This is a genomic window from Sagittula sp. NFXS13 (assembly GCF_040148795.1).
Taxonomy (GTDB): Bacteria; Pseudomonadota; Alphaproteobacteria; order Rhodobacterales; family Rhodobacteraceae; genus Sagittula; species Sagittula marina.
Genome location: NZ_JAGEMH010000003.1, coordinates 237,681 through 260,561, shown reverse-complemented (window position 1 = coordinate 260,561; position 22,881 = coordinate 237,681). Strand labels below are relative to the sequence as shown.

Sequence of the window (22,881 nt, the reverse complement as noted above, 5' to 3'; positions counted from 1 at the left end):
GTTCTCAGCTCCAAGAGCCTTCAAAACCCTCTACTTTTTTGAGCACCTCGTCTGCAAGTTGCAAAATTAGGTCTTCAATTACGTCGCGGGCATCTTCGGGTGCTACTTGAGCGATATTCTTCTCAATGAAACGTCGATTGCTTTCCTTCCCAATCCCGATGGAAAAGCTGCCTTCTTTAACCTCAACAATCAGAGGGCGACTCTCCATTCGGTATCCGTCACGTTTTCTAGCAGGAGAGCCGCAAGTCGCAGAAACCTTAGGCACAGGATACGCGAAATGTGTCACGTCGAATTCCTCTTCAATTAGAAGGTCCATACCATTCTTTTGAAGGTCTCTCTGTGCAGCCTGTAGTGCCGGGATCGCGTGCTGACGCAGCAACTCTACACCCTCTTCGGTGACACTCTCGGCGTTTCGTCTACTCTCTTCCGCTGCCCTTGCTCTCTCAGCTTGATCAGCTTCAAAGGCTTTGCGTTTTTCTTCCAGCCGTTTTTCGAAATCAGTCATTTATCTTCCCTTTGGCTAATCTGACACCCGCCCCACCGCCGTTCTCAGAAATAAACTCTAACCCAGCATCCACAAGGGCTTCCTCCATCCTGATCCGCGCCGTGCTTGAAACGATGCGCCTCTCTTTCTCGAAGTCCACGATTGTTGACAGTCCAAAACCCGCTGCCTCCGCTAACTCAGATTGCGTCATTCCGATCAGGGCGCGCGCCGCCCGGCATTGTGCTGGTGTCATTTCAACATTTTCTGTTGACGCGCTGTGCGTCTATCCCATATCAACATAAAATATTGATAGCCCAATCAGGAGTGTCTGACAATGACCAAAGAACGCGTTTGCGCGAACGGCCCAACCATGTCCCGCCGCGCCCTCTTGACCGCGCTGCCCGCCTCGGGTGTGGCGTTGGCGCTGCCCGCCGTCACGATGGCTGATCGGCCGGACCCGCTGGTGCCGCTTTATCGTGAATGGCGCGATGCCCGCCGCACATGGCTAGAGCTGGCCGACCTCCCCGGCAACGGCGATTGGGACGATCCGAGATCACTTGCCGCCGAGGCGCGTGAGAATGCCGCCGAAGAAGCTATGCTGACCCTCAAGCCCACGTCGCTGGAAGGAATCGGCGCACTGGCGGCCTTGGCGTGGCTCTATGTCAGTCCCGCCACCACGAACCCCCACGAATTTGCAGAGCGGGCGAAGTCTTATGACTGCCGGGCCGTCATGGCGCTCTGGAAAGCCTGCACCGGAAAAGACGGCTACCCCGTCACCTAACTGAACTTTCCACATTAACGCTTGACGCACATCCTTATCGTAGGTTATTCAATAAGAATGAAATCGAGTGCCTTCATAAAGATCGTGGCGGAAGCCTACAGGGTCGAGGAAAAGACCGTGACGCTTTATGCCCGTTTCATGAAAGAAGCGGGGCTGATCACTTCCGGCGCAAGGGGGGTGAACGCCCCGCACATGCACCCGCGCGATGCGGTACGCCTGACGATTGCGCTGCTGGCAACCGGCACGGCTGCACACGCGGTCCCGCTCTATCAGCGGTTCGCCGGGATGACGATCCAGCCTGACCGCTCGAACGGCCCGCACCCGGCCAGCCTCGGCGTCCACGAGGGCGCAACGCTAGAGTCGGTCCTGCTTCACATGTTCACCACCGACATGTTCCCCGAGGGCGTTGAAGGCGGCGGGCCATTTGAGTGCGCCCCGTACCTTGAGCTGCAAGAGAACCAGCGCATCGCTACGATTGAGCATTCGCCACTGGTAGACGGCAAGCTGGTCCACGGCGAGCAGAAGCGGGCGGGCCTCTACTTCGCGACCCGCAACCGGCCTGAGGACATGGCCGTTGAGGATCGCCGGGCACATGGCGGCATCTTCATTTCCCGTGGTGTCGCACCGATTGCCCTCACTCAGTGCGCCCTGCCGTTCTATTTCGAATGGCGCGACAAGGTGTCGTGGGAAACCATCGAGAAAGAGACCAAGGAAGAGAAAGAGCAGCGGGTTCGCTTTGGCAACTTCACGCCCAGCAAGGGCCTTTGGTTCGACCGTGAAATTGGGGAGAGCGCATAATGGCAGCCCTCACCCCGATCCTCGCCAGTGAACGCAGCGCCGCAAAGCTTCTGGACATGAAGCCCTCCGACTTTCGTGCGTTGGTCGATAATGGGGTTTTGCCGAAGCCTGCCGAATTCGGCGGCTTCGAGCGTTGGGACGTGGAGCAACTGCGCGCGATAGCGTCTGGCGATTTGGCTAACGGTGCCGGGGTGATCGAATGGTGACGCATCGGAAGAAACTGCTGTGGCAGCATCCGGCTGGCCGCTGGTATGTCCGCAAGTACATGAACGGCAAGATGATCTATCTGGGCCGGATCGAGGCAACCGAAGGCACCGCCGAGTTTGATCGCCAATATTGGGAGATCGTGAGCGGCAAGAAAGCTGCCGCAAAAACTTCATGGGGCGCGTTGATCGAAGCCATGCGGGAAACCGACAAGTGGGCCAATTTCTCACCCCGCTACCGCAAAGACCTTGAACCTGTCTTTGAATACCTCAAGGACAAAGTCGGCCATGCGGACGTAGCGCGGCTTACTCAAGCCGACATTTACGATGCGATGGAAAAGAACCGGCACCGTGTCCGGTTTGCTAACTACATCCCGACCGCGATCAGCATGTTGTCCAAACTGGCGATCCGCAAGCGTTGGCGCAAGGATAACCCGGCGATTGATATTGAGCCGCTCAAGGTGCCAAAGGCTCGGCAGAAACCGCACCTGCCCTGGGCGAATTGGGCGGTGGACAAGATGCGCTCCGAAGGTGAGGCTCTGCCGCTGTTGATCTTTGAGATCGGCGTTGGCAGCGTCCAACGCCCCGGCGATTGGGTTGACTTCCAATGGGGCGACTATGACGGGGAAACCCTCAAGCTGCGACAGAACAAGACCGATACGCCGCTGCACCTTCCATGCACCGAGGCGCTCAAGGCCGCGCTCGACCGCGCCAAGGCTGAACTTGCATTCGCACCGCACCCGTCGCGGCACATCCTGACGCGGGCCGATGGCTCGGCGATGGACTATCATGCGATGGCGCGCGTCATGGTGCGGGAACGCAAGCGGCTGGGATTGATGGCTTTCGATCAACACGCCCTGCGCTATCGCGGTGTGATGGAATTGGCATGGGCCGGATGCACCGATGACGAGATTGCCAGTTATAGCGGTCACACATCGAAAGCGATGATTATCAAGTATGCGGGGGAGGCGAGACAGATCATGCGAGCACGTCAAGCTGCGGCAAAGCGCAAATGAACAGAACAAGCACAGAACGGGAAACTGATACCCCCATTGATACCCTTGGCAAAGGTAAGGGAGCTAACTCATTGAAAAATATGGAGGCGAGTACCGGAATCGAACCGGTGTACACGGATTTGCAATCCGCTGCGTCACCACTCCGCCAACTCGCCTTTCAAAGCACTTAGTTTGCTGCCGTGAGGTGGTGTCACACGGCAGTGCGCACTCTCTATTTCTGTTCTGCTCTGTTCGCAAGTGTGATTTCGCGCAATTTTTGTGCCTATCACGCCCGCGCATTCTGCCGGACCTCCTTGGAGGAGCGCTGAACCATTGCGGCGCTTGGACCAATGGCGCAGCTATGGGCAACTGTAGGCAGCGTAATTCGAGTTTTGTAGCTCGGCAGTACCCGTTTGGGCATGAAAGCCGGAGACCACACCGGTTGTATGGCAAGAAGCCCGTCTGCAGCGGTGCATTGGTTTATCATGCAGGCGTTTCCGGGCGCATTTGTTCAGAGGCTAAATCCCAACCCTTTAAGCAGATGAAACCTGAGACCGCGTCGCAGCGATGCGCAGTGCATCCCGCCGAAACCTGTCAGTAGATCTCGTTGCACGTTTTTGCCTCATTCATCGCAAACATTGCCCGAAAGAGACCGTGCAGAATCGGGGCATGATCAGGCACCCCGATTGCCCGTTTCGGGGCGGCCCCATGCCGGACCTGCCGCTGGGAGAACCGGGTGAGCCGTTGCGACAGCGGCCGCCGGGCTGTGTTCCGGCGCGGTCGGGTTGTCTTGTCCCGGGGCTCTCTTAGATCGCGGGCTCCATCCTCAGGTTTCGCGAACGATCGCTGTAAGCCGCGCCGCACCGACCCTGACCAAAGGGGCCCGCCGTGCACTGCGTCATGACCTGCTTGCCCGTCCATGAAACCTTGATGGTCAAGATCTGGCCAGCGGGCAGGCCCGGCGCCAGATTCCGGGTAAGACGAAGACGCGCGCGGGATGCATCTGGAGCGTGTAGCAGCTCGGCAGCGTCGAAGCCGAACCGCCGACCGACCGTCGGGAACAGGGCCTTGTAAAGCGCCTCTTTGGCGGAAAAGGCGGTTGTCACCGCGGCGTCGCTCAATTGCATTGCCCGCTCTGCTTCGGTCAGGGCGACCTGCCTGATTGCATCGCCGCGCGCCCCCGCGGCCAGATGTTCAATATCCAGACCCAGATCGCAGGGCCTGCGCGTCACCCAAACACCGACGCGGCCTTGCGAATGGCTAATCGACCCTCGAACCCCCTTGGCAAATAGCGGCTCTCCCAACGCGCCGCGGGTGGGCGGCGCGCCAGAGGACCCAAGCAGCGTCATGGCGCGCTTCGCCAGAACGCGACCGGCCAGAAACTCTGCCTGACGCTTCGCAACCGCCTGCCCAAACTCTGGTGGAAGGACGACACCATGGCGGTCAAAATCGAAAGGGTCGTAACGGGCCACATCATATTGTGCCGTCAGCAAAACCTCGTCCGTTGTCCGGACAAGACACGTCTCGCCGGTCAGCCAGCTTGCTGTCGCAGCAGCTGTCAAAAGGACAGGTCCGCGCCCAATCCAGACCATGGCGTCACGTGCAACGCCTGCAACTCAGCCTTCACCGTAGTCCCCGCCTCGGCATCTCCGATCTTTTGATAGCCTTTCAAAAGATTGAACAGCACATAGCCACGCTCCACCGGGGGCAAGGCAAAGCGATCGGACAACAAGGCGCTGAAATCCTCGACGAACACGCCGTCGCGGCCCAGGAAGGACGGCGCATAGAGTGCACTCAACCCGCGTTGCATCAGCACGCCGCCGTTGTCGGGATGATCCTCGACCAGCTCGTCCAACGCGGAAATGCCCTTTTTCGCCAGCAAGAGCGCATCCATGTTGCTGCGGGCCTCGCGCGCCTGAATACCGTAGAATGTGGCGCGGATCGCTTCTATCTCCGGATCACCTCCCGACGCGTCGGCCAGCGCCTGTAGCTTGTTGGCATAGCGTTTGACGTCTTTCTTCGACAATTGAGGGGCGTTTGCCGCCTCGATGAACGTCAGCACCGCCAATTCGCGCAATTCCACTGCGTTCGGGGCGGCTTTTTCCGACAGGCTTGCGAAAAGTGTGGGCACATCCTGGGCGTGGATCACGGTCGGGATGCTTTCGGCGCGGGCCGGTATCGAGATGCTGACAAGCAACATGGCACCGGCAACAGCACGTTTGAATGGGATCTTCATGGGATTGCTCCGTCTCTCAAATGGGTCAGGCTGTCAGAACGGTTTCGTCTTTTTCGTCTTTCGCACGCGGTTCGGTGGCCGTCGCCTTGTCGAAATTGGCTTCGTATTCGGGATCGAGCGTGCCCATCAAACGATCCCAGAACAGGAAGTAGAGACCGAAGTTGCAGCCGGGTTTGGTGTGATGGGCCTCGTGCGCGGTGGCGGTGCCGATCCAGCGGCCTACCCGGTGACGCGCAAAGCCGCGCGGAAAGGTCTCATAGCCAAGGTGGGTGACCACCGCGACCGCCGCATCGGTCCAGACGAAGATCAGATAGGCGGTCGGATGTTTCGGCACCAAAAACAGGATCAGCGTGTATGGAATGACCGAGGCAACCAAGGCCTCCAGCGGGTGAATGGACAGGCCGCTGAGCGGCGTCACCTTGAACGACAGATGATGAACGTGATGCAGGTGGGGATAGAGCTTTGGCGTATGCATCATGCGATGTTCCCAATAGAACATCGTGTCGCGCAAGAACATCATCAGCAGGATGCTGAAAATGAAGTAGACCCACCCGTAATCGCCGATCTCGCCGTAAAAGTTCAGGTTTGCCCCTAGTCCGAGAACGATGATCGCGGGGGCAATACAACCGCAGATCACGATGGTCGCCAGCGAGTAGGCGATCTCTCGTCGAATCTGCCGCGATTTGGGCAGCTTGGGCAGCGGACGCTTGCCCGCGATCCAACGCCGCCCCATCCACAACACGCCGAAGCCGACCAACGCACAGGCGAAATAGCGTATGCCAAGGTCCACGCTGTAGAACGCAAGGTTTTCCAACAAAAAGCTATAGTATTCCATGCGCGCTCCACGTCCTTGCCATTTTCCGGTTGGCTCAAACTATCCACTGCGGTCCGAGCGGGGAAAATCACACAATTGAGGGGGCGCTGGCGGGCGGTGCGGCCTCTATTTCGGATGGGTATGATGGCGGCGAACACATCCGGGCGATCCGCGCCTTGCAGCGCAGGGCACATCGCCTCCTGAACCGATCTTGTTTACCAAGGAACGTGACATGACACTGAACCGGAGCCTGAAGCGCGTGTTGATAGCCCTCTTGTCGACGATCGTGATCTTTTTCGTGCTTGCGGGCGGGCTGGTGCTGTCACAGTCGGTGAAGGCATTGCCGACGGCCGAAACGCTGTCTTTCGAGAGCACCGGCACTGACGACGCCGCCTCTGCGCCGCTTTTGCCGTATGAGGCGCGGGATGGCACGATGCTTGCCACGCGCCACTATGCGGGCCAGTCTCCGGACTCCCCCCTGGTGGTTGTCGTGCACGGATCGGGGTGGCACGGCGGTGCGTATACGGGATTGGGCAAAGGTCTGGCGGAACGCCACGGGTTCGAGGTGCTCGTCCCGAATCTGCGTGGTCATGGCCCCTCGCCAGACCGGCGCGGCGACGTGGATTACATAAGCCAGTTCGAGGATGATCTGGCCGATTTGATCGCCCTTTACCGAAAACCGGGACAACCTCTTTATATGGTTGGCCATTCCAGCGGCGGCGGTCTGACCATCCGATTTGCTGGCGGCGCCTATGGTGACATGCTGGACAAGGCGGTTCTCATCGCGCCATACCTCAAATACGACGCGCCCACCGCGCGGTCCGATGCAGGCGGTTGGTCGCATGTTCTGACACGGCGTGTGATCGGGTTGAGCATGCTCAATTCCGTCGGGATCACCGCGCTGAACCACTTGCACATGATCCAGTTCAACTTTCCGCCCGAGGTCCTGCAGGGACCGCAAGGCCAGACGGCGACGCAAAGCTACAGTTACCGGCTCAATACCTCCTTCGCGCCGCGCAGCGACTATCTTGACGACGTCGCCCGCCTGCCTGATTTCCTTTTGATCGCAGGGACCGAGGACGAAGCGTTTCGCGCCGAGGCCTATGAACCCACGATGTCGGCGGCCACGTCGAAGGGGACATACCGGTTGATTGATGGGGCCGATCATCTGGGCATCCTTGTGGAGCCAGAGGCGCTGGACACCATTGGTCGCTTCCTGCAGCGCTGAATGCGCCTGCGGCATCGTGCCTTTGAGCTCTTGAAAAACAACGCAAAAACGAGCGCCCCTCGGATCGGGGCGCACAATTGAGGGCACTCAAAACGTAGCCTCCAACCGTGGGATACCGGAGTGCGGAGCCATCCTTAGTGTTTCCTTAACCAAGGAGACAAACTATGTTCACACTTCTTCAGAATTCGGATTTTGCAGCACATGCCCATCTTCTCGATGCAGCCTTCCGCCTGCGCAAAAAGGTGTTTGCCGACCAACTTGGCTGGGACGTTCCCGTGACAGGCGACCGCGAATTTGACCGCTATGATGACGACGCCGCGCAATACCTCGTCTGGTGCAGCGCCGACCGTCAAAACCTCTATGGCCTCGTGCGGCTGATCCCGACCAGCGCGCCGACGCTGCTTTTCGATGTCTTTGGTGCCACGCATGGCAACGATCCGGCGCTGGTGTCCGACACCACGTTCGAAGGCACGCGCATGTGTCTTGACGACGACCGGATCGCCGAAGATTTTCCAAATCTCGGCGCTGGTGCCGGGTTCGGGCTGTTGCTGCTGGCCCTGTGCGAAGCAGGTCTGGCGTTGGGGATCGACCGCCTGGTGTCGAACTTTGAACCGGCCATGTCCCGCATCTACAAAAGGGCTGGTCTGGGCTATCATCTGCACGGAAAAGCCGATGGATACGGCGCGCGCCCCGTGTGTTGCGCGTCGTTCGACGTCACCCGGTCGGTTTTGTCCGACATGCGCGCCAAGCTCGGCATTGACCTGCCGGTCTTCAAATCCATGCCCGGTTTCACCCCCCTGCCCCAGGCGCCTCGGACACTCGAAGCTGCGCTTTAGCGCCCCTTGAACCTGCGGGCGCAGCTTGGCGCGTCTGCCATATTCACGATCGGGACCTCCCTCGTTTGCCTCACACAGCCAATCCCTTTGATCTGTTCTGGTACGCCAATCGCGGCAATTCTCATGAACAGGGCCGCGCCTTGGGTCTTTTGGAAAAAGACCTGTCGAAGAACGCCGACGACTTGATGACACAGGTTTGCAAAGCCTGCCTGCTGATCCAGACCTCTCAGGATTGGGAAGCCGTCGACCACCGTCAACGCGCGATTGCTGTCGCGTTGGACATGATCCGCGAGTCCCGGCCCGCTGTGTCACGCCAGATCCGGCGGCGGATCGAATTTGCGGTGGGGATTTCCTTGGCGCAATTGCCACCCACGGTCAGGCTCGACGACGTGAGTTCCGGCATACTGCGTCACCTTCTGAGTTCCGGCAATCTGGAGGCGGATTTCACACCGTCGCAACGGCTTGAAACCCATGTCGCGTTCAGCGCCGTGTGCCTGGCGGAAGGCGAGGCCGAGGATGCAAGCGTTGCATTCGTGGCGGCGAAAGAGCTGGGTCTGGAGCAAGCTGTCGCAGCTTTCGAAGACTACCAATTCCTGCGGTCCGCGCATCACGGGCAAGAGGATTGACCGGGCACCGGTCGGACCAGAAACGGCTCGACAGGTGCCCGACCTCTGGTTGGGCGGGTTTCAGTCGGCCAATGCAAGGTCGGGCATCGGGACGAACCCCAGCGCCGCCAGGTCCTGTCCACATGCGGCGAACCGCGCATGCGCTTCGTCCGCATTGTGCAAGGTCAGCACCAATTCGTTCCGCCCGGTTTCCATCGGGTGACGCACCAGCCCTTCCTGCATGACCAGAACGCGCGCGCCCCGTGCCACTTGCCGCGCCGTTTCCATCGCCAGATCTGCCACCAGAAACAATCGGTCGTCATAGTAGCGTTTGGGAAAGCGCATCGCCCCGGGCACCCGCAACGTCGTCAAGAGCACGTCGTAGTCGTCGTCAAGCTGCGCTTCGATGGCTGCAAGCACGCGGTCCAGGATCTGGTACTTTTGCGAGAACGACACAAGGATCGGCGCCCATCTGGATTGCGCCATGGCCCGGTAGGCGGCGAAGTCGTCGGCGGTTTCCAATTGCAGCGAATTGAAGTCGCCCGAAATCACCTGATCCGGATAAGGACGGCGGCGCAGTTGAGAGTGGTAAGCCAAGGTCATGCCGCCTCCTCCACCGTTGGAACATCCATATCGGGCAGCAGCGCAAACCGTCCCTTTGGATTGAGCCGCAGCTTGGCATAGGTCCAATAGCCGTTCAGGGCGACAGACGTGGCGAAATAGGTCGTGTCCTGCCAGTTGCGCCCGCGGGCTACCTCTTCGATAAGGCCGACCCAGGGGTCCGCACCAAAACAATGGCCCCAGTCATCCACCAGATTTTCAGTGCGTTGCGCCTCTGGCACGATCTTTGTGTACATCGCCGCAATGTCGCGCGGGAAATAGGGCGGCACCAGAATGACGTCCGGCTGCTGCTGGGACACTCTGCGCAGGTCGAGACAGAATTCGCCAAAGGCATTCACCGACTTGGCCATGTGGCATTCGACCCGATTTTCGCGGCCCACAGTCAAGACGATGGTCGCCAGCCCAAACCCCGAGTTGCCCCAATTCGGATTGCTTTGCCAGTAGCTGATGTTCATCACGTTGATATCGAGGACCGAAAGGGCGATCTGGTCCCCCGGTTCAAGCTCCTTCAACGCGTAGCGCAGGCAATAGCCCCAACTGGCGCATTCGTAGCCGGTGATCAGGTTGTCGAAGCCCGGCAGGTCCGGCCCGTATCTGCGGGTCGCGGCAGCGATATCGGCCCAGTTGAGCCACCCGCTGGTGAAGGGAAGATCCAGCATCGTCGACACGACGAAATTGCGTTTGATCCGCGATGTGTCCATCCCGGCGACAGCGCCGGCGAGCTGTTCCGCCAGCACCCGGCCGAGCAGATCTGCCGTGGCCGCGCCCCCCTGTCGCGCAACCGGCGCCCAATGGTCTGTCTTGCGGTAGAGCGCCGCTGTCAGTTCAAGCATCTGCTGCCTCCTCATCGAAAAACAGCAAGGCGGGCAGCTGCTTGCCTTCCAGTGCCACGACCGGATCAAAGCCACGGAAATAGGCGCCCAATCCGTCAAAGGCGATTTCGTCACCCACCTGCACCTCGCCCAGCGTGGTGCCCAGCGTCGCGCCATCGCGGGCCGTGGTGCCCGTCAACGTCGTGAGATGCTGCCCCAAGGTATCGCGTGAAAGGTTTCGTGGCCCGTCCAACGCCGGATTGGCGCGAAAATCGCCACGCACGACAGCGTCACAGGTGGCGCGCGGGCCATCGGCGCCCGGCTGCACGTCCACGACCCTTGTGACCAGCACGCCTGCCCGCTCGAAAATCGAGAGGCCGCCGACATGGGTCAGGATTTCATCGTGCGGGCCTGCCTCGACCACCGCGCGGTAGGGCGCGGTGTCCTGCGCCGTGTGCAAAATGTCGGTCCATTCGCCCATGATAAGCCGATGCGCCGCCCGGCCTGTCTGGCGTTCGACGTCTGTTGCCAGCGCGCGCATTCCATCCAGGGCTGCAATCGCGCGGTCGGAGTCGAAGGCCCCTTTGTGCGCCAGCGCCAAACCGTCAATGACAAGCCCGTGCTCCATTGCGCGGGCCACTGCCTGCATCAGCGTTTCGCGCAACATGCCCAGATGCCCGCCCGCCCCGGGCATGACCAAGGAGGGATGAACCGAGAGCATCAGAGGCATCACCTTGCGCTGTCCGCGCACCTTGACCAGCCCCTCGATTTGCGCCGGGCTTTCCACGATCAGCCTGTGACCGACCCCCAACACCGCACGCGTCAGTTGAGACGTCAGGCCGGGAAGATGCACGTAGGCATGGTCCGTGTCCCACCCGGCCACCATGTTCAGCTCACCCCGCGACGACGTGATGGCGCCGAACCGTTCCGGCTCTGGCAGGCGCGACAGCATTTCCTGCAACGGGCAGGCGGCGACCTCCTGGAGGACGTTCCCTCCCAGAAGCGCGCGCACCCGCGCGATGTCGTCAATTATGGCTTGCAGATTGAAATAGTAAGCCGGGGTGGCCAGCTCGCGACTGGCCAGTGAATGCCCCACCCAGTCGCGCGCGTTCATTGCCTTGTTCATGAAACGTCCTTTGCTATTGCGGTCAGGGTTTTCTGGCAAACCTTGCCATTCGGTGTCGCCGGCCAGACGTCGACGATCGACACCACGCGCGGCATGAGAGAGGCCGGTAAATGTGCCTTGAGCCGCGCCTTGAGCGCCCGCGCATCCAGCCCCGCCCCCGCCGGCGACAGTTCGACGAACATCACGGCGGATTCGTCGCCGTTGTCTTCGGTCCGGCCAACGACAGTGGCCGCACAGACGACGTTCAACGCCTCGGCCATCTGTTCCAGATCGCGCGGCAGGATGCAGTATCCTGCCTGCTTTATCAGTGTCTTGCTGCGGCCCCGAAAGAAGTGCAGCCCGTCCGCATTGCGCGACATCAGATCACCCGTCGCCAACCAGATATCGTTGCGATACGCCCCCGTGATGAGACGCGCGCTGGCGGTCGATGTGTCGCCACGGTAGCCCTGCATCACGCTGCTGCCACGCACGTAAAGCTCCCCCGTCTCGCCGGTTTTTGCGGCACGCGGCGTGCCTGCATCCTCCACCAGCACCGCGGCAAGGAGGCCGGGCATTGCCACCCCGCAGCTTTCGGCGGCATCGACGTGATGCGACCGGTCGCAGTACATCGCGCGTTTGCATTCGGTCAGCCCGTACATCGGCATTGCGGTGCTTGATGGAAATACCTGCCGCAGCACCGCGATGGAGACCTCGGGCATATGTCCGCCCGTGTTGGTGATCAGGCGCACGCTGTCGACCTGCCGACCGGTGATGTCCAGCACGCGCGCGATGCCCGTGGCCAAGGCAGGCACCACCGGCAGAACGGTGGGTTCTTCGCGCGCGATCATCGGGGCCAGTTTCGACACCGCCTTGACCGCGCCCGACAGGATCAACCCGCAGCCCGTGAAGAGGCTCAGAAACAGCTGATACAATCCGTAGTCGAAAAAGAAGGGAGGGATCGCCATGATCCGGTCATCCGGCCCCAACCGCTGATAGCTCGCTATGGCGCGCAGAGCGGACATCACGTTGGTGTGGCTCAACTCGACCCCTTTGGGTGTGCCGGAGCTGCCCGAGGTGAAGATCATCATCGCCACGTCCGACCCGGTCACCCGCAGAGGGCGGCGCATCCGGATCAGGGGCGCGGCAGGGGTGCATTCGTACCGCGTGACCTTGCCCGCGACATCGACAAACGCCTGCGCCTCGGACACGCGTGCAATTATCGCGCGGGTGTCTTCAGGCAGTGCCGGATCAACCGGCACCACCACGACGCCGTGCAGCCAGAGCGCCAGAAGCCGCGCGGTGGTGGCCAGCGTATTCTCGGCCGCCACGATGATAGTGTCACCCGGCGCCACGCCGCCCTCGGCCAGTTGCGTCCAGGCCAAGTCGATATCATCGGGGCTTAGTGTCGCCCCCCCGGCCTGTCGGATGGCGCCAAGGCCACCCGATTGATACGCCGCCGCAACGACATCGGTCAGCGTTTGCGCCCAGATCCGGCCATCGCCACGCGGCAAACGTCCCAGCACATCCACCGAGGCATGGACAAAGTGTCGCCCCGCCGTATCCTCCTGAAAATCCAGCATGATCGTTCCCCGGTTCAAAAGTTGATGGCATTCCGCAGCGCGGATTTGCGGAACATCGCCTGCGGCAGATTGCGCTGACGATAGTTGTCGAAGTGCATGACGGTGACGTTCGACTTCACGATCGGGTCGATCAGCGCGATCTTGGTCACACGTTCATGACCAGCGAAATTCCGGAAGGCCGCGTATTGCGCGATTTTCAGCAGCTTGCCCGAGCCGCTGAAATGGTAGCTCCGGAACGGCTTGTTGCTGCCCTCGGCCAACAGGAAATCGACCCGCGAATACATCGCGGAGCCGCGGCTCAGCTTGGCCACGATGCGTTTGTAGGTTTTGCCATTCACGGTTTCCGTGCCGTTGTACGCATAGCTGTATTTTTCGACGGGAATATTCAGAATGTCGCCGTTCGAGGCCTGCCCCATCAGCCGGTCATCCGCCGAGACCCGAATTGTCCGCGACGATGTGGGAAGCACCATCCACATGCTGTTGCCTTCGGTCAGGATACGCCGTCCGGCAAACGTGGCGGGCGACTTGAACGCCACCAGCGTCGCATCGGTGCTGCGATAATAGACTGTCGCCACCTGTGAACTGCCTTTGGGCTTGTTGTTCACGTAGGCCGTGATCTGGGTGTCAAAGGTGAACGCCGCCTGATCGAACCCGCGATACAAGCCCATCTCCAGGATGTCGTCCTTTGCTCCGGCGAATGACATTGCAGGCAAAAGGGCGAAAGCGGCGGCGGTCAGGATACGGCGAAAAGTCTGTTTGTTAAACATGGCGCAGGGCCTCCGTGATGGGGGTGTTCGCGGCCTTGGCCGCTGGGGAAAGGCTCGCGAAAAAGGCCACGAGCATTGCAAGACAGCCGACAATCGCCAGATTGGCAGGCGTCAGGATGAACCGCAGCGGATAGTCGACGGACGATCCGGGCGGGGTGGGCATGTTCAAGCCCGAATTGTTCAGAACGCTGGCCAGAACCATGACCAGGGCGATGCCGAGCACCGTGCCGACAAGCCCGAGAATCAGGCCTTCGAGGGTGAAGCGTCGGGTGATTTCCAGCTTTTGATCGCCGATTGCGCGGATCATGCCGATCTCATGGGTGCGTTCGACAACGCAGATGGCGATGGTGTTGCCGATGGCCAAAGCCACGAAGATCAGGATTGCGATCTTGATGCCGAGGAAGATGGTCGAGAACAGATCCACCACCTCGCCATAGTATGGCTCCAGCGTGCGCCAATCCTGAATGGTCACGCCCGCTGGCAGCGATGGTTTCAGATCTGCCACTGCGGCGTTCACCGCGTCGACGCTGCGGAACATTGCAACCACACGGGTGATCGTGTCGGTGAACAGATAGGCCTGCCCGGTCTCCAGCGTGACATACATCATGCGCGCATCTGCGGCGCGGTTGCCGGTGCTGAAGATACCGGTGATCTCCAGGTCCAGGGCGTTGAGGTTGCCGTCGATGGTATTGCCAAGAATGGTCAACTCATCACCGACCCCCAGACCCAGCGCGTCTGACATGCCTTCGCCAATCAGGATGTGGCGGGAGTCGTCGGCAAAAAGCTCGCGGCCTTCGATGACGCGCAGCCCGGAGCTGATGACCGCCTCCTGATCGGGTTCGATCCCGATGACCGTGCCGACCTGGCTGACCTCGCCATTGGTGGCCATTGCCGAGGCTTCGATGCGGCGCGCGGCGGCCGCGAAATCGGGATGCTCTTGCAGTGCGGCAAGGATGGCATCGGTCTGTTCGGTATCCAGCGTGATGTTCACCGATTGCAGGTTGCCGCGCTCTTCGAGATCTGCGGCAAAGATCTGGGCATGGCCCAAACCCGACTGGATCAACCCGTCGCGCATGCCCTGAAACATCGACGTGGCATAGCCGTCGATCAGCGCCACGACCACAACGCCGAAGATGATGTTGGCGATGACAAAAAGAGCACGTCGCGGGCTTTCGAGCAGGCCGCGCCAGACGATTATCAGGTCCTGTCTCATGCCGCGTCCTCCAAGGCGGTCAGGGCCTCGGCAATTCGGGGTCCGGCGTGAAACAGGCAGGTCAGATGGGCGTGCTGCACCGTATCGAAGCGGATCAGCGCATTGCCGGGCTCCAGCACCAGCCGACGCAGCCCATCGACCGGGAACAGCTCATCGCCCTTGGCCGCAAGGACCACTGTCGGCAAGGGCAGCGCGGCCAGCTGACGGTCTATGTCGCGCGGGCTGAGGGCGGCGGACATCTCGGCGGTGTAGCCCGGCACCAGATTGCACCACCGCGCAGCCTCTGGCGGAAAGTTGAAATTCACGACGCGCGGCTCCGGGCAATCGTCCGACCGCTCCACCAGACCACGCCGCACGGAAAATTGCGGCAGGTTGAATTCGTCCAGATCGCGCCCGGTTTGCGCCCGCAACCGCGCGGTCGAGGCAAAATAAGGCGCAAGCGCAATGAAACGTTGCACTGATTTCGCCAGCGGCGCGCCATGGTCCGTCACGCGGTTGAGGATCTGCGCCGCCCCGGCCGAATGGCCAAGCAGGGTGATGTCCGCCTTGGGCCACAGGGCGCCGGCGCGGGCGATCCACAGATCCAGATCTTCCCAGACACGGGCGCGGTCCGGCGCATAGCCGCGCGGCCCCTGAGACATCCCATGTCCGCGGACATCGGGCACCAGAACGATCGCACCGCTATGGGCATGGATGTCCCTGGCCAGATCCAGATAGCCTACATTCATGTTGGCCCCTGCCCCGTGCAAAAGGATCACCACCCGGTCCGCCGCCGCCCGCGCCTGCGTCTCGAACACGCCGGCGAAGAGCGTCAGGCAATCTTGTGCCTCCAGTCGAATTCGGCGTTCCGGCAGGCACCGCCCCCGGCGCATCGCCTCCTGGACATAAGAGTCAAACATGGTGCAATCCTTGGATAAATCTCGGAAAGAAAAGGGGGATCAGGCGGGGACGGACAGGCTGTGCATCTGTTCATCGAGCTCGCGCAGCGTGGTCATCTCGTTGATGTCGATGTCCTCGTAGTTCGTCACGCCGGTGTAGATCTGCTGACAGATGATCACCATTTCGACGATGTTCATGCTGTCCACGCCTAGCATCGAGAGCGGCGCATCGACGTCCAGGTCGGTCTTGCCCAGCAGCTTTTCCATCTGGGCGGTAAAGTCCTGCAATGTGGTCATGGTCTTGTCCTTTTCTGGGATGAGGAGAGTAAGCGATTACGCGTGCCACTTTGCCCGCCGCCCGGCCCAAAGCGTCAGAGCGACGCCCGACACCAGCATCGCGACCATGGCGGGGAATGCGTCGATCAGATGTGTTTGCCCGGCAAACAGCGACCGCACCTGATTGACGAACAGGTAAAACGGCCCGTGCGAGATGATGGTGAACAGCGGTACGGGAAACAGGATGGCCGGCAGGAACAGATCCGACAGGAAGATCGCCGGGATGTTGATGATATTGGCCAGAGCCTGCGCCGTTGCCGTCTTGGCGATGAATGTGGTCAGCACCAGGCTGACCCCGATCAGGGCCATCGCGCCGCACATCAGGTATGCCAGCACCAACACCATGCGCGCCGCTCCGATCGTCGTCGCATCGGGCGCCAGCGCGCCGAACCCGGTCATGAAGGCCGTCAGGAACACCGCCAGGATCAGCATCCGCGCCCCAACGAAGCCGATGTAGAACCCGAATTTGCCGAAGGGCATAAAACCCAGGATGCGCAGGTTCTGCTGGGCTCGCATGTCCACGAGCACCGCCGCAAAGCCGAACAGCGCGGTGGACAGGATCGTCATCACCGCAAGCCCGGTGATCAGATAGTCGGTATAGGTCAGGCCCATCCCCGACGGGCTTTCACCGCCGCCAAAAATCGTGTTGAGGATGAAAAACAGCGCGATTGGATAGACGAATGTCCAGAAAACCGCTGCTGGCGCGCTGAGATAGCTCAGCGTTTCCATCTTCAGAAATCGCAAGGGGACAGCGCCCGGGCGCAGGGTGGCGTCAGCCATTGTTCAGATCCTCCAGAATATCGGCGGCGCAGGTTTTCCAGCTTGAAAACCGCGTCAGGGGGTGGGTTTGCGCCAGGCTCAGCGCGGCATCGGTCAGCGCGGCCTCGCCAAAGGCGCGCAGGCGGCCGGGTCCGCGCCGCAGGACACATCCCTGCGGCAAGCTTGCGGCTATGGACGACAAAACCTCGGGGGCGGCTTCAAACAGCGCGGCGCGGCTTCCGAAGGTCTGCCGCACCACATCTTGCAAGGCCGCATGGGTCTCCACCCGCCCGCGCGCCAGGATCAGAACCTGGTCACAGGTTTCGACCACCTTGGCGGCGTGGCTGATATAGAGCGCGGTAAATCCCGATACCTCCTGCGACAGTCTGTTCAGCAGCTCGACAAACGCCGCCTCGTATGCCGGATCGAGGTTCGAGGTCGGTTCGTCGAAAATCGCGAATTCGGGATGGTGCGCGAGGGCCAGTGCCAGCTGCACCCGCTGTTTTTGCCCCGACGACAACGCGCCGAAACGCCGGCTGGCAATTTCGGGAATGCCCATGAGGTCGAGTATGACGGGATCGACGAACGGCCGGCAGGCCGCGTTGACCGCAAATATATCGCGCACCCGGTAGACCGGATTGAACCCTGTGTCCTGCAATTGCACGCCGAGGGCCTGTCGCCCTGCCACATCGAACAGGCCTCGCCCAGCGCCTTGCAGGGCAATGGTCCCGCTGTCCGCATTCAGGTCGCCCAACAGCAGCTTCAACAAAGTGGTCTTGCCCGAACCGTTCCCGCCGACGATGGCGGTCTTCCCCCCTGCCAGGAGCGCAAGATGCGGGATCACAAGGTCGAAACCATCGCCTGCGCGGTAACTCACATCGTCAATGGTGATCCAGCTTTGGTCACGAGACGCCCTGCTGGTATCGACCTCGACGCCCTCGATATCCGGTTGCGCAATCGCTATGTTCATTGGTCTGCTCCTGTGCTGGAGAAATAAAGGATCGCCTCGCGCACGAGGGTGCTGTGCGACTGGCGTGGTACGGATTTCAAAAGCTCGGTGTTTCGCCGGATCGTGGCATCGGAAAACGGCAACTGGCCGGTGCTGCCGAACCGCAGGGCACCGTTGAGGTCACGCAGCGGAAAGATGTCGCCGCGCGCCGCCTCGTTGGCGGGAAATGGAATGTCGAGCCGCCCGGCGTGAAACGCGGCGATGGCCGCCTGCGCGACATCGGGTGCGCCGGCGATGGGGTCCAAAAGCTCGTGCGCTTCGCGCAGGATCGCCGAGCGTTCGTCGTCGATAGGGGCGCGGTCGATCGGCAACGACACGGTGCGCCCCAACACCGCCGCACGCGACAATGCAAGGCTGTCCAGGATGGCGGCCGTATCGGGAATACCCCTGGCCTCCTGATGGGTCTTGCAGACGATCTTTTGCGCGCCCCCCAAATGCCCTGCAAGCGCACCGGCAAAGATCAAGGCATCGGCGCGGGGGCGATCTTCGGGGAAGACGCCCATGAACTGATGCAAAACGGCATAGACCGAACAATCGGCGGGCAGATAGCGCCGCGCCAGATGGGGGATCGCCTCAAGTGCCGCGATATCCTGCACCATGTTGCCGCCTTGCGGGATGGCGATGGAAATCGCTTTCACACCCTTTTGCGCGGCACAGATCGCTTCGACAAAGGTACAGGCCAGCGCAATCGAAGGCTGCACGGCAACCGCCGTCAAGGAGCCAAAGAACTCCCGTTCAACCACATGCCCCTGTTGGGTCAGAATGCCTGCAAGCTCGTCGACCTCGGCCCAGCTGGCAAAGCTGTCTTCGAGGCTCACATCAGCGCAATACGGAAGATTGTAGCCGATAGGGCCGCCCTCAAAACTGGTGATCCCGCCCGCCACGGACTCTGCCATCAACCGCCGCCCATCGGGGGATCCATGACGGATCTGCAAGGGGTGCTTGCAAAGATCGTTCAACTGTCGCAGCGCCTGATAGCCGTGGCTGATAACGGGAAAACCGTTCAGTCGCCCGGGGAAGTGCTCCAGGCACTTGCCAGCCACGTCGAAGCGTCCCAGCCGGGTATGACTGTCGACCGTGATCGGCAGGATATCGGCTTCGCCGACGGCCTCGATATCCGTCAAGAGACCAAGCATCGCATCGAAGGCGCCAACCCCGCCACGCGGCTGCAACAACACCCTGCCCTCGCGTTTGGCGGCCGCCATCATCTCGGCCACGCTCGGTTTGGCCGAACTTGACAGGGTGGCGATCAGCTCTCCGAACGAGGGCAGCGTGTCAGCCAATCTCAGGCATGGGTATGGCAAGGCATGTCCCTTTCGATGCCATCCAACACGCGCATCAGCGCGTCGAAGTCGGTGCAGATATGGGTGATGCCGTGTCCGTGAAGCGTGTCTTCCAATGCCTTGGAGAAATGCACCCAGGCCCGTCCGCCCAGGATCACCGGCACCCGCGCCGGTCCTTGCGCGAGCGCGTCGCTCAACCCTTCGAGATCTTCGCAGGCGGCGCCGTTGTTGTTGGAAATCACGATGGCGCGGATGTCGGCCTGCGCACCAGCCGCCGCGACGAAGGCCTCTGGCGTGTTCGAACACCGCAGGTTCACCACGCGATAGCCGTTCTCCTCCAGTAACAGTTTGACAAGGAACAGCGGCACGACATGCGGGTCACTGCTGGTGGACCCCAGTACGATTGTTCCCTTGGTGTTCGGTGCAGGCTGCATGTGCATCGTCAGAATCCCCAAACCAGTTTCATTTCGACCTCGGAAGATCGGCGCACGAACTCGCTGTCCCGCGATCCGCTGCCACCGCTCATCGACACCGAAAAACGACCCGCCGTGCCAATGGGTCGGCTGGCCTCGGCAAACCCGAAGGCGCTGCCGTCATCCAGTCCGCCCACCGCGCCCGCTGTCGCCGACCATTGGCCGATCTCTTCCAGAGAGCTGAGCGCAAAGGTCACGTAGTTTCGGCGCAGGTATTGGTCGGCATGGGCCGCCTGCGCGTCGCCCAGGAAATCCGCGTACCGAAAATTGCCGACCCGCATGCCGGCCAGAACCGCATCTTCGGCCGACCTGAAGTCGCGCCATTCCGCGTCGGAATAGCCGTGCCCGTTGTACAAATATGCCGCCTCGGCCTGCCATTTCGACGACACCGGAATCCGTGCGGCCAGCACCGTCTGATACGTCGGTGTGTCAGCCCCGGTGGCACGCAGCTCGCCGCCGCCGGGGCGCAGATCGGTCAGCGGCAAGCGCCGCCGGTCGGAGACGGTCCCTTCGAAAGACAAAATCGCCGCCCCGACCGGCGCGTTGATGCCGAAACCGAATTCCGTGTCCGCATCATCGCGATGGATCACGTGTGCCGAGAGGTTGGCTTCCCCCCGTTGGGTTTCGTAGCGCAGGGCATAGAGCCAGGGATCATCTTCCGCGTGGGTCAGATCGTGCCCCTGTGACATGGCGATCAGGCTCAGATGATGTGCCCCGACGTCAAAGCCCAACCGGGCAAAGGGATAGGCGTAGTCCTCCCGCGTGTCGTCGGTGTCTATCCGCGCGGCCTCTCGTGGCGACAGGTCCAGCACATGCGCCAGTTCGGTAAAGCTGTGGGCAAAGTACTCCTTGCCCAGCGAGGCCCGCAGGCGGCTGTCTTGCGGCGCAAAGGACAGAACGGCACGTTGCAGGAGAAGATCGGTCTTTCCCTCTTCGAAATGTGCGACGCCCCGGCCGAGGAAATCGAACCCGGCGCCCAGCTGCGTGTCGATATCCACGGCGAGGCTGGCAAAACTCAACGTGCCTGCGTCGTCTACCAGGCTGTCAAGAGGCCCGCCCATGGTTTCGCGGCGCAGGCCCAGGCCAAATTCAAACCGGACCGGGCGGGTGTCGGTGACGTCGCTCCAATTCGTGTCGTCGCCGGTGCCTTCGGGAATGGCCTGCAAGTCCAAAGGGATGTCCACGTTGTCCTGCGCCAGGGTCGGACTGGCACAGCCCAGCAGGACCGCACCCTGCAAGACCGTGCCAAGCAAGCGCTTATGCAGCCGGGCGCGCATCACGCGGCCTGCGTCTTGGCCAGTTGCGTGGCCACGACGTCTTGCATTTCGCCCGCGATGGCGCGCAGCGAGGCGGCAGACTGGGGCAGACGGCGCCGCAGGAAATGGCGCGCGATATCGACCTTGTCGGCATAAAAGGCCGCATCGGCGTCGCTGGATGCCAGGGCTTTCAGGGCAATCTCGGCCGCCTCCAGCAGATGCCAGGCAATCACGATGTCCCCCAGCGCCGCCTGCAATTCGACCGCGAATTGCGGCACGTCATTCATGCGTTGATACCGCACGCAGTCGCGGGCTGCGGCGGTGGCATCGCCCAGCGCGGCAAGCGCGTCGCGCAGGTTGCGCACGTCCTTGTCCAAAGCACCGGTCGCCTCTGCCCTGGCAAGAGTGTCTTCGATCGCGGCGCGCAGCGTGTTCAGCCGTTTCGGCTGCACGCACATGCCCAGCTTGTCACGGAACAAAAACAGCGCCTGAATGTGGTTGGTGCCTTCCCAGATCGACAGCACCTTGCAATCCCGCGCATTCTGTTGCGCCGGGTAATCGCGCGTGAAGCCGACCCCGCCGTGGGTCTGGATCGCCGTCTCGCAAACCACCCAGGCCTTGTCCGAGGTGTAGGCCTTGACGATGGGCAGGAGAACTTCGGAGATGTCATCAGCCGCGCGCCGCAGGTCCTCGGGCTGGCTGGGGTCATCTTCGAAGGATTGATACAGCCCCAGTCGCGCAATCATCGCCCGGCAGCCAGAGGTATAGGCGGCCATGTCCAGTCGCATCCGGCGCACATCGGGATGTTCGGCAATGGGCAGGCTGGGGGCGCGGGCACTCATCGCCTGATCAAACCGCTTGCCCTGCACCCGCTGCTGCGAATAGGCGACCGAGGTTTCATGCGCCGAACTGGCCAGCCCCAGGGCAAAGATGCCGGTCGAAATGCGGGCCGGTTTCATCATCATCATCAACTGCTGAAGCCCGGTCCCCTCCATGCGTCCCAGCAGGAATGCCTGGGTTTCGACGCCGTCTTCGCCAAACAGCAGATGCGTGTTTGCACAGCCCTTGAAGCCCATCTTGGTCACGACTTCGTTCACCCGGATGCCATTGTCGATGCTGTGCGCGCCGCCCTCGTCGATGCGGTAGCGCGGCACGAGGAAACACGACAGACCGGCCATGCCTGTCTGCTTGGGGTCGGTGCGCGCCAGAACGAAATAATAGATATTGTCCGTCATTTCGTGGCTGCCTGCCGAAATCAGCCATTTGTGACCGGTCAGCAGATAGCGCCCGTCGTCCTGTTTGGTGGCAAGGGCGGCCAGCTTGCTCAGATCCGAGCCGGCCCCTTTTTCGGTAATGCACAGGCAGGCGGTTGCGCGCATGTCCTGCAAGGCCGGCCCGTAGGTGGCGTTCAGGTCATCGGACCCATGTGCGCGCAGCAGCGATCTGGCCGGTTGGGAAAAGCCGACATAGGTCATGAAGGACGCATTGCCCGCCATGAACATCTCGATGATAAGGTTCTGAACGATGGGCGGCATGGCGGTGCCTTGCGCCGCGCCGTCCTGCCACTGGGTCCACATCTCGGAAAACCCCTGGTAGAGACCGGGATAGCTGTCGGGCAGCACAACTTTGCCATCGGCCAGACAGGCTTCCTGTTCGTCCGTTTCCTTGTAGCTTTGCGCCAGCGGTCCCTCGGCCCAGGCCCGGGCATTCGCCATGTTGGTCTGGATGATGTCGCGCTGCTCGGCGCTGTCGAGACCCAGCGTTTCGTGGATGCGGAACTGTTCCCACAACAGAAAGTCCATGTCCCTC

Annotated in this window: 26 protein-coding genes and 1 tRNA gene; 7 read left to right on the top strand and 20 right to left on the bottom strand. The window is 61.3% G+C overall.

Annotation, left to right across the window (positions count from 1 at the left end):
* Positions 1-4 precede the first annotated feature (4 nt).
* Positions 5-505, bottom strand: a complete 501-nt coding sequence (locus tag J4E08_RS09030) for a hypothetical protein (protein WP_349538192.1) — start codon at positions 503-505, stop codon at positions 5-7.
* Complete coding sequence (locus tag J4E08_RS09025) at positions 498-737, bottom strand: helix-turn-helix domain-containing protein (RefSeq protein WP_349538191.1); 240 nt, start codon at positions 735-737, stop codon at positions 498-500. The genes J4E08_RS09030 and J4E08_RS09025 overlap by 8 nt, the downstream gene beginning before the upstream one ends.
* A gap of 81 nt (positions 738-818) precedes the next feature.
* On the opposite strand from J4E08_RS09025, the gene J4E08_RS09020 reads away from it, so the two are divergent.
* The 4 genes from J4E08_RS09020 to J4E08_RS09005 are packed head-to-tail and all read left to right on the top strand — an operon-like array spanning position 819 to position 3,282.
* Positions 819-1,265: a hypothetical protein gene (locus tag J4E08_RS09020; protein WP_349538190.1), complete on the top strand. Its 447-nt coding sequence runs from the start codon at positions 819-821 to the stop codon at positions 1,263-1,265.
* Between the two features lie 57 nt (positions 1,266-1,322).
* A complete protein-coding gene (locus tag J4E08_RS09015) occupies positions 1,323-2,063 on the top strand; it encodes a hypothetical protein (RefSeq protein ID WP_349538189.1) in 741 nt (246 codons plus the stop codon).
* Entirely contained in the window at positions 2,063-2,269 is a 207-nt protein-coding gene (locus J4E08_RS09010) for a hypothetical protein (RefSeq protein WP_349538188.1), read from the top strand. The genes J4E08_RS09015 and J4E08_RS09010 overlap by 1 nt, the downstream gene beginning before the upstream one ends.
* Complete coding sequence (locus J4E08_RS09005) at positions 2,263-3,282, top strand: tyrosine-type recombinase/integrase (protein ID WP_349538187.1); 1,020 nt, start codon at positions 2,263-2,265, stop codon at positions 3,280-3,282. The genes J4E08_RS09010 and J4E08_RS09005 overlap by 7 nt, the downstream gene beginning before the upstream one ends.
* Before the next feature lie 81 nt (positions 3,283-3,363).
* Here the strand turns inward: J4E08_RS09005 and J4E08_RS09000 are convergent.
* From J4E08_RS09000 to J4E08_RS08985, 4 genes are all read right to left on the bottom strand, one after another.
* Positions 3,364-3,437: transfer RNA gene (locus J4E08_RS09000), tRNA-Cys, on the bottom strand.
* Between the two features lie 630 nt (positions 3,438-4,067).
* On the bottom strand, positions 4,068-4,823 hold the full coding sequence (locus tag J4E08_RS08995; protein ID WP_349538185.1) for a 4'-phosphopantetheinyl transferase family protein: 756 nt from the start codon (positions 4,821-4,823) through the stop codon (positions 4,068-4,070).
* Positions 4,820-5,497, bottom strand: a complete 678-nt coding sequence (locus tag J4E08_RS08990) for a hypothetical protein (RefSeq protein WP_349538184.1) — start codon at positions 5,495-5,497, stop codon at positions 4,820-4,822. Before J4E08_RS08990 ends, J4E08_RS08995 begins: the two co-directional genes overlap by 4 nt.
* Positions 5,498-5,522: 25 nt before the next feature.
* Entirely contained in the window at positions 5,523-6,332 is an 810-nt protein-coding gene (locus tag J4E08_RS08985) for a sterol desaturase family protein (RefSeq protein ID WP_183963495.1), read from the bottom strand.
* A gap of 211 nt (positions 6,333-6,543) precedes the next feature.
* On the opposite strand from J4E08_RS08985, the gene J4E08_RS08980 reads away from it, so the two are divergent.
* The 3 genes from J4E08_RS08980 (at position 6,544) to J4E08_RS08970 (ending at position 9,001) form a co-directional block, all read left to right on the top strand.
* Complete coding sequence (locus J4E08_RS08980; protein ID WP_349538183.1) at positions 6,544-7,539, top strand: alpha/beta hydrolase; 996 nt, start codon at positions 6,544-6,546, stop codon at positions 7,537-7,539.
* 164 nt (positions 7,540-7,703) lie between these two features.
* The gene (locus J4E08_RS08975) at positions 7,704-8,375 is read left to right on the top strand and encodes an acyl-homoserine-lactone synthase (protein WP_349538182.1); all 672 of its coding nucleotides are present in this window, start codon (positions 7,704-7,706) and stop codon (positions 8,373-8,375) included.
* Between the two features lie 65 nt (positions 8,376-8,440).
* The gene (locus J4E08_RS08970; protein ID WP_349538181.1) at positions 8,441-9,001 is read left to right on the top strand and encodes a hypothetical protein; all 561 of its coding nucleotides are present in this window, start codon (positions 8,441-8,443) and stop codon (positions 8,999-9,001) included.
* Positions 9,002-9,061: 60 nt separating this feature from the next.
* Here J4E08_RS08970 and J4E08_RS08965 read toward each other — a convergent pair whose 3' ends face one another.
* Genes J4E08_RS08965 through J4E08_RS08900 form a run of 14 tightly spaced genes read right to left on the bottom strand, consistent with a single transcriptional unit; the run spans position 9,062 to position 22,874 of the window.
* Positions 9,062-9,583 carry a hypothetical protein gene (locus tag J4E08_RS08965; protein WP_349538180.1) on the bottom strand — a complete coding sequence of 174 codons (522 nt, stop codon included), beginning with the start codon at positions 9,581-9,583 and terminating at the stop codon, positions 9,062-9,064.
* On the bottom strand, positions 9,580-10,434 hold the full coding sequence (locus J4E08_RS08960; RefSeq protein WP_349538179.1) for a hypothetical protein: 855 nt from the start codon (positions 10,432-10,434) through the stop codon (positions 9,580-9,582). Before J4E08_RS08960 ends, J4E08_RS08965 begins: the two co-directional genes overlap by 4 nt.
* Positions 10,427-11,539 carry a hypothetical protein gene (locus J4E08_RS08955; protein WP_349538178.1) on the bottom strand — a complete coding sequence of 371 codons (1,113 nt, stop codon included), beginning with the start codon at positions 11,537-11,539 and terminating at the stop codon, positions 10,427-10,429. Before J4E08_RS08955 ends, J4E08_RS08960 begins: the two co-directional genes overlap by 8 nt.
* Positions 11,536-13,098 (bottom strand): class I adenylate-forming enzyme family protein, encoded by a 1,563-nt coding sequence (locus tag J4E08_RS08950; RefSeq protein WP_349538177.1) that lies wholly within the window; start codon positions 13,096-13,098, stop codon positions 11,536-11,538. Before J4E08_RS08950 ends, J4E08_RS08955 begins: the two co-directional genes overlap by 4 nt.
* A gap of 14 nt (positions 13,099-13,112) precedes the next feature.
* Positions 13,113-13,865, bottom strand: a complete 753-nt coding sequence (locus J4E08_RS08945) for an outer membrane lipoprotein-sorting protein (protein WP_349538176.1) — start codon at positions 13,863-13,865, stop codon at positions 13,113-13,115.
* Positions 13,858-15,078 carry an ABC transporter permease gene (locus J4E08_RS08940; RefSeq protein ID WP_349538175.1) on the bottom strand — a complete coding sequence of 407 codons (1,221 nt, stop codon included), beginning with the start codon at positions 15,076-15,078 and terminating at the stop codon, positions 13,858-13,860. Before J4E08_RS08940 ends, J4E08_RS08945 begins: the two co-directional genes overlap by 8 nt.
* Entirely contained in the window at positions 15,075-15,977 is a 903-nt protein-coding gene (locus J4E08_RS08935) for an alpha/beta hydrolase (protein WP_349538174.1), read from the bottom strand. The genes J4E08_RS08940 and J4E08_RS08935 overlap by 4 nt, the downstream gene beginning before the upstream one ends.
* Before the next feature lie 39 nt (positions 15,978-16,016).
* Positions 16,017-16,253: a phosphopantetheine-binding protein gene (locus J4E08_RS08930; RefSeq protein WP_349538173.1), complete on the bottom strand. Its 237-nt coding sequence runs from the start codon at positions 16,251-16,253 to the stop codon at positions 16,017-16,019.
* A gap of 36 nt (positions 16,254-16,289) precedes the next feature.
* The gene (locus tag J4E08_RS08925) at positions 16,290-17,072 is read right to left on the bottom strand and encodes an ABC transporter permease (RefSeq protein WP_349538172.1); all 783 of its coding nucleotides are present in this window, start codon (positions 17,070-17,072) and stop codon (positions 16,290-16,292) included.
* Positions 17,065-18,021: an ATP-binding cassette domain-containing protein gene (locus tag J4E08_RS08920; RefSeq protein WP_349538171.1), complete on the bottom strand. Its 957-nt coding sequence runs from the start codon at positions 18,019-18,021 to the stop codon at positions 17,065-17,067. The genes J4E08_RS08925 and J4E08_RS08920 overlap by 8 nt, the downstream gene beginning before the upstream one ends.
* Positions 18,018-19,343, bottom strand: a complete 1,326-nt coding sequence (locus J4E08_RS08915; protein WP_349538170.1) for a hypothetical protein — start codon at positions 19,341-19,343, stop codon at positions 18,018-18,020. The genes J4E08_RS08920 and J4E08_RS08915 overlap by 4 nt, the downstream gene beginning before the upstream one ends.
* 2 nt (positions 19,344-19,345) lie before the next feature.
* On the bottom strand, positions 19,346-19,777 hold the full coding sequence (locus J4E08_RS08910; protein WP_349538169.1) for a cobalamin-dependent protein: 432 nt from the start codon (positions 19,775-19,777) through the stop codon (positions 19,346-19,348).
* 8 nt (positions 19,778-19,785) lie between these two features.
* Complete coding sequence (locus tag J4E08_RS08905; protein ID WP_349538168.1) at positions 19,786-21,093, bottom strand: hypothetical protein; 1,308 nt, start codon at positions 21,091-21,093, stop codon at positions 19,786-19,788.
* The gene (locus J4E08_RS08900) at positions 21,093-22,874 is read right to left on the bottom strand and encodes an acyl-CoA dehydrogenase family protein (protein ID WP_349538167.1); all 1,782 of its coding nucleotides are present in this window, start codon (positions 22,872-22,874) and stop codon (positions 21,093-21,095) included. The genes J4E08_RS08905 and J4E08_RS08900 overlap by 1 nt, the downstream gene beginning before the upstream one ends.
* Between the last annotated feature and the right edge of the window lie 7 nt (positions 22,875-22,881).

Excerpts from the sequence above, each read along its gene's own strand:
- J4E08_RS08935 (WP_349538174.1), bottom strand. The coding sequence starts at position 15,977 with ATGTTTGACTCTTATGTCCAGGAGGCGATGCGCCGGGGGCGGTGCCTG.
- J4E08_RS09005 (WP_349538187.1), top strand. The coding sequence starts at position 2,263 with ATGGTGACGCATCGGAAGAAACTGCTGTGGCAGCATCCGGCTGGCCGC.
- J4E08_RS09030 (WP_349538192.1), bottom strand. The coding sequence starts at position 505 with ATGACTGATTTCGAAAAACGGCTGGAAGAAAAACGCAAAGCCTTTGAA.
- J4E08_RS09010 (WP_349538188.1), top strand. The coding sequence starts at position 2,063 with ATGGCAGCCCTCACCCCGATCCTCGCCAGTGAACGCAGCGCCGCAAAG.
- J4E08_RS08920 (WP_349538171.1), bottom strand. The coding sequence starts at position 18,021 with ATGAACATAGCGATTGCGCAACCGGATATCGAGGGCGTCGAGGTCGAT.
- J4E08_RS08945 (WP_349538176.1), bottom strand. The coding sequence starts at position 13,865 with ATGTTTAACAAACAGACTTTTCGCCGTATCCTGACCGCCGCCGCTTTC.
- J4E08_RS08900 (WP_349538167.1), bottom strand. The coding sequence starts at position 22,874 with ATGGACTTTCTGTTGTGGGAACAGTTCCGCATCCACGAAACGCTGGGT.
- J4E08_RS08965 (WP_349538180.1), bottom strand. The coding sequence starts at position 9,583 with ATGACCTTGGCTTACCACTCTCAACTGCGCCGCCGTCCTTATCCGGAT.
- J4E08_RS08950 (WP_349538177.1), bottom strand. The coding sequence starts at position 13,098 with ATGCTGGATTTTCAGGAGGATACGGCGGGGCGACACTTTGTCCATGCC.
- J4E08_RS08985 (WP_183963495.1), bottom strand. The coding sequence starts at position 6,332 with ATGGAATACTATAGCTTTTTGTTGGAAAACCTTGCGTTCTACAGCGTG.
- J4E08_RS08975 (WP_349538182.1), top strand. The coding sequence starts at position 7,704 with ATGTTCACACTTCTTCAGAATTCGGATTTTGCAGCACATGCCCATCTT.
- J4E08_RS08940 (WP_349538175.1), bottom strand. The coding sequence starts at position 15,078 with ATGAGACAGGACCTGATAATCGTCTGGCGCGGCCTGCTCGAAAGCCCG.
- J4E08_RS08930 (WP_349538173.1), bottom strand. The coding sequence starts at position 16,253 with ATGACCACATTGCAGGACTTTACCGCCCAGATGGAAAAGCTGCTGGGC.
- J4E08_RS09015 (WP_349538189.1), top strand. The coding sequence starts at position 1,323 with ATGAAATCGAGTGCCTTCATAAAGATCGTGGCGGAAGCCTACAGGGTC.
- J4E08_RS08990 (WP_349538184.1), bottom strand. The coding sequence starts at position 5,497 with ATGAAGATCCCATTCAAACGTGCTGTTGCCGGTGCCATGTTGCTTGTC.
- J4E08_RS09025 (WP_349538191.1), bottom strand. The coding sequence starts at position 737 with ATGACACCAGCACAATGCCGGGCGGCGCGCGCCCTGATCGGAATGACG.
- J4E08_RS08960 (WP_349538179.1), bottom strand. The coding sequence starts at position 10,434 with ATGCTTGAACTGACAGCGGCGCTCTACCGCAAGACAGACCATTGGGCG.
- J4E08_RS08905 (WP_349538168.1), bottom strand. The coding sequence starts at position 21,093 with ATGCGCGCCCGGCTGCATAAGCGCTTGCTTGGCACGGTCTTGCAGGGT.
- J4E08_RS09020 (WP_349538190.1), top strand. The coding sequence starts at position 819 with ATGACCAAAGAACGCGTTTGCGCGAACGGCCCAACCATGTCCCGCCGC.
- J4E08_RS08955 (WP_349538178.1), bottom strand. The coding sequence starts at position 11,539 with ATGAACAAGGCAATGAACGCGCGCGACTGGGTGGGGCATTCACTGGCC.
- J4E08_RS08925 (WP_349538172.1), bottom strand. The coding sequence starts at position 17,072 with ATGGCTGACGCCACCCTGCGCCCGGGCGCTGTCCCCTTGCGATTTCTG.
- J4E08_RS08980 (WP_349538183.1), top strand. The coding sequence starts at position 6,544 with ATGACACTGAACCGGAGCCTGAAGCGCGTGTTGATAGCCCTCTTGTCG.
- J4E08_RS08910 (WP_349538169.1), bottom strand. The coding sequence starts at position 19,777 with ATGCAGCCTGCACCGAACACCAAGGGAACAATCGTACTGGGGTCCACC.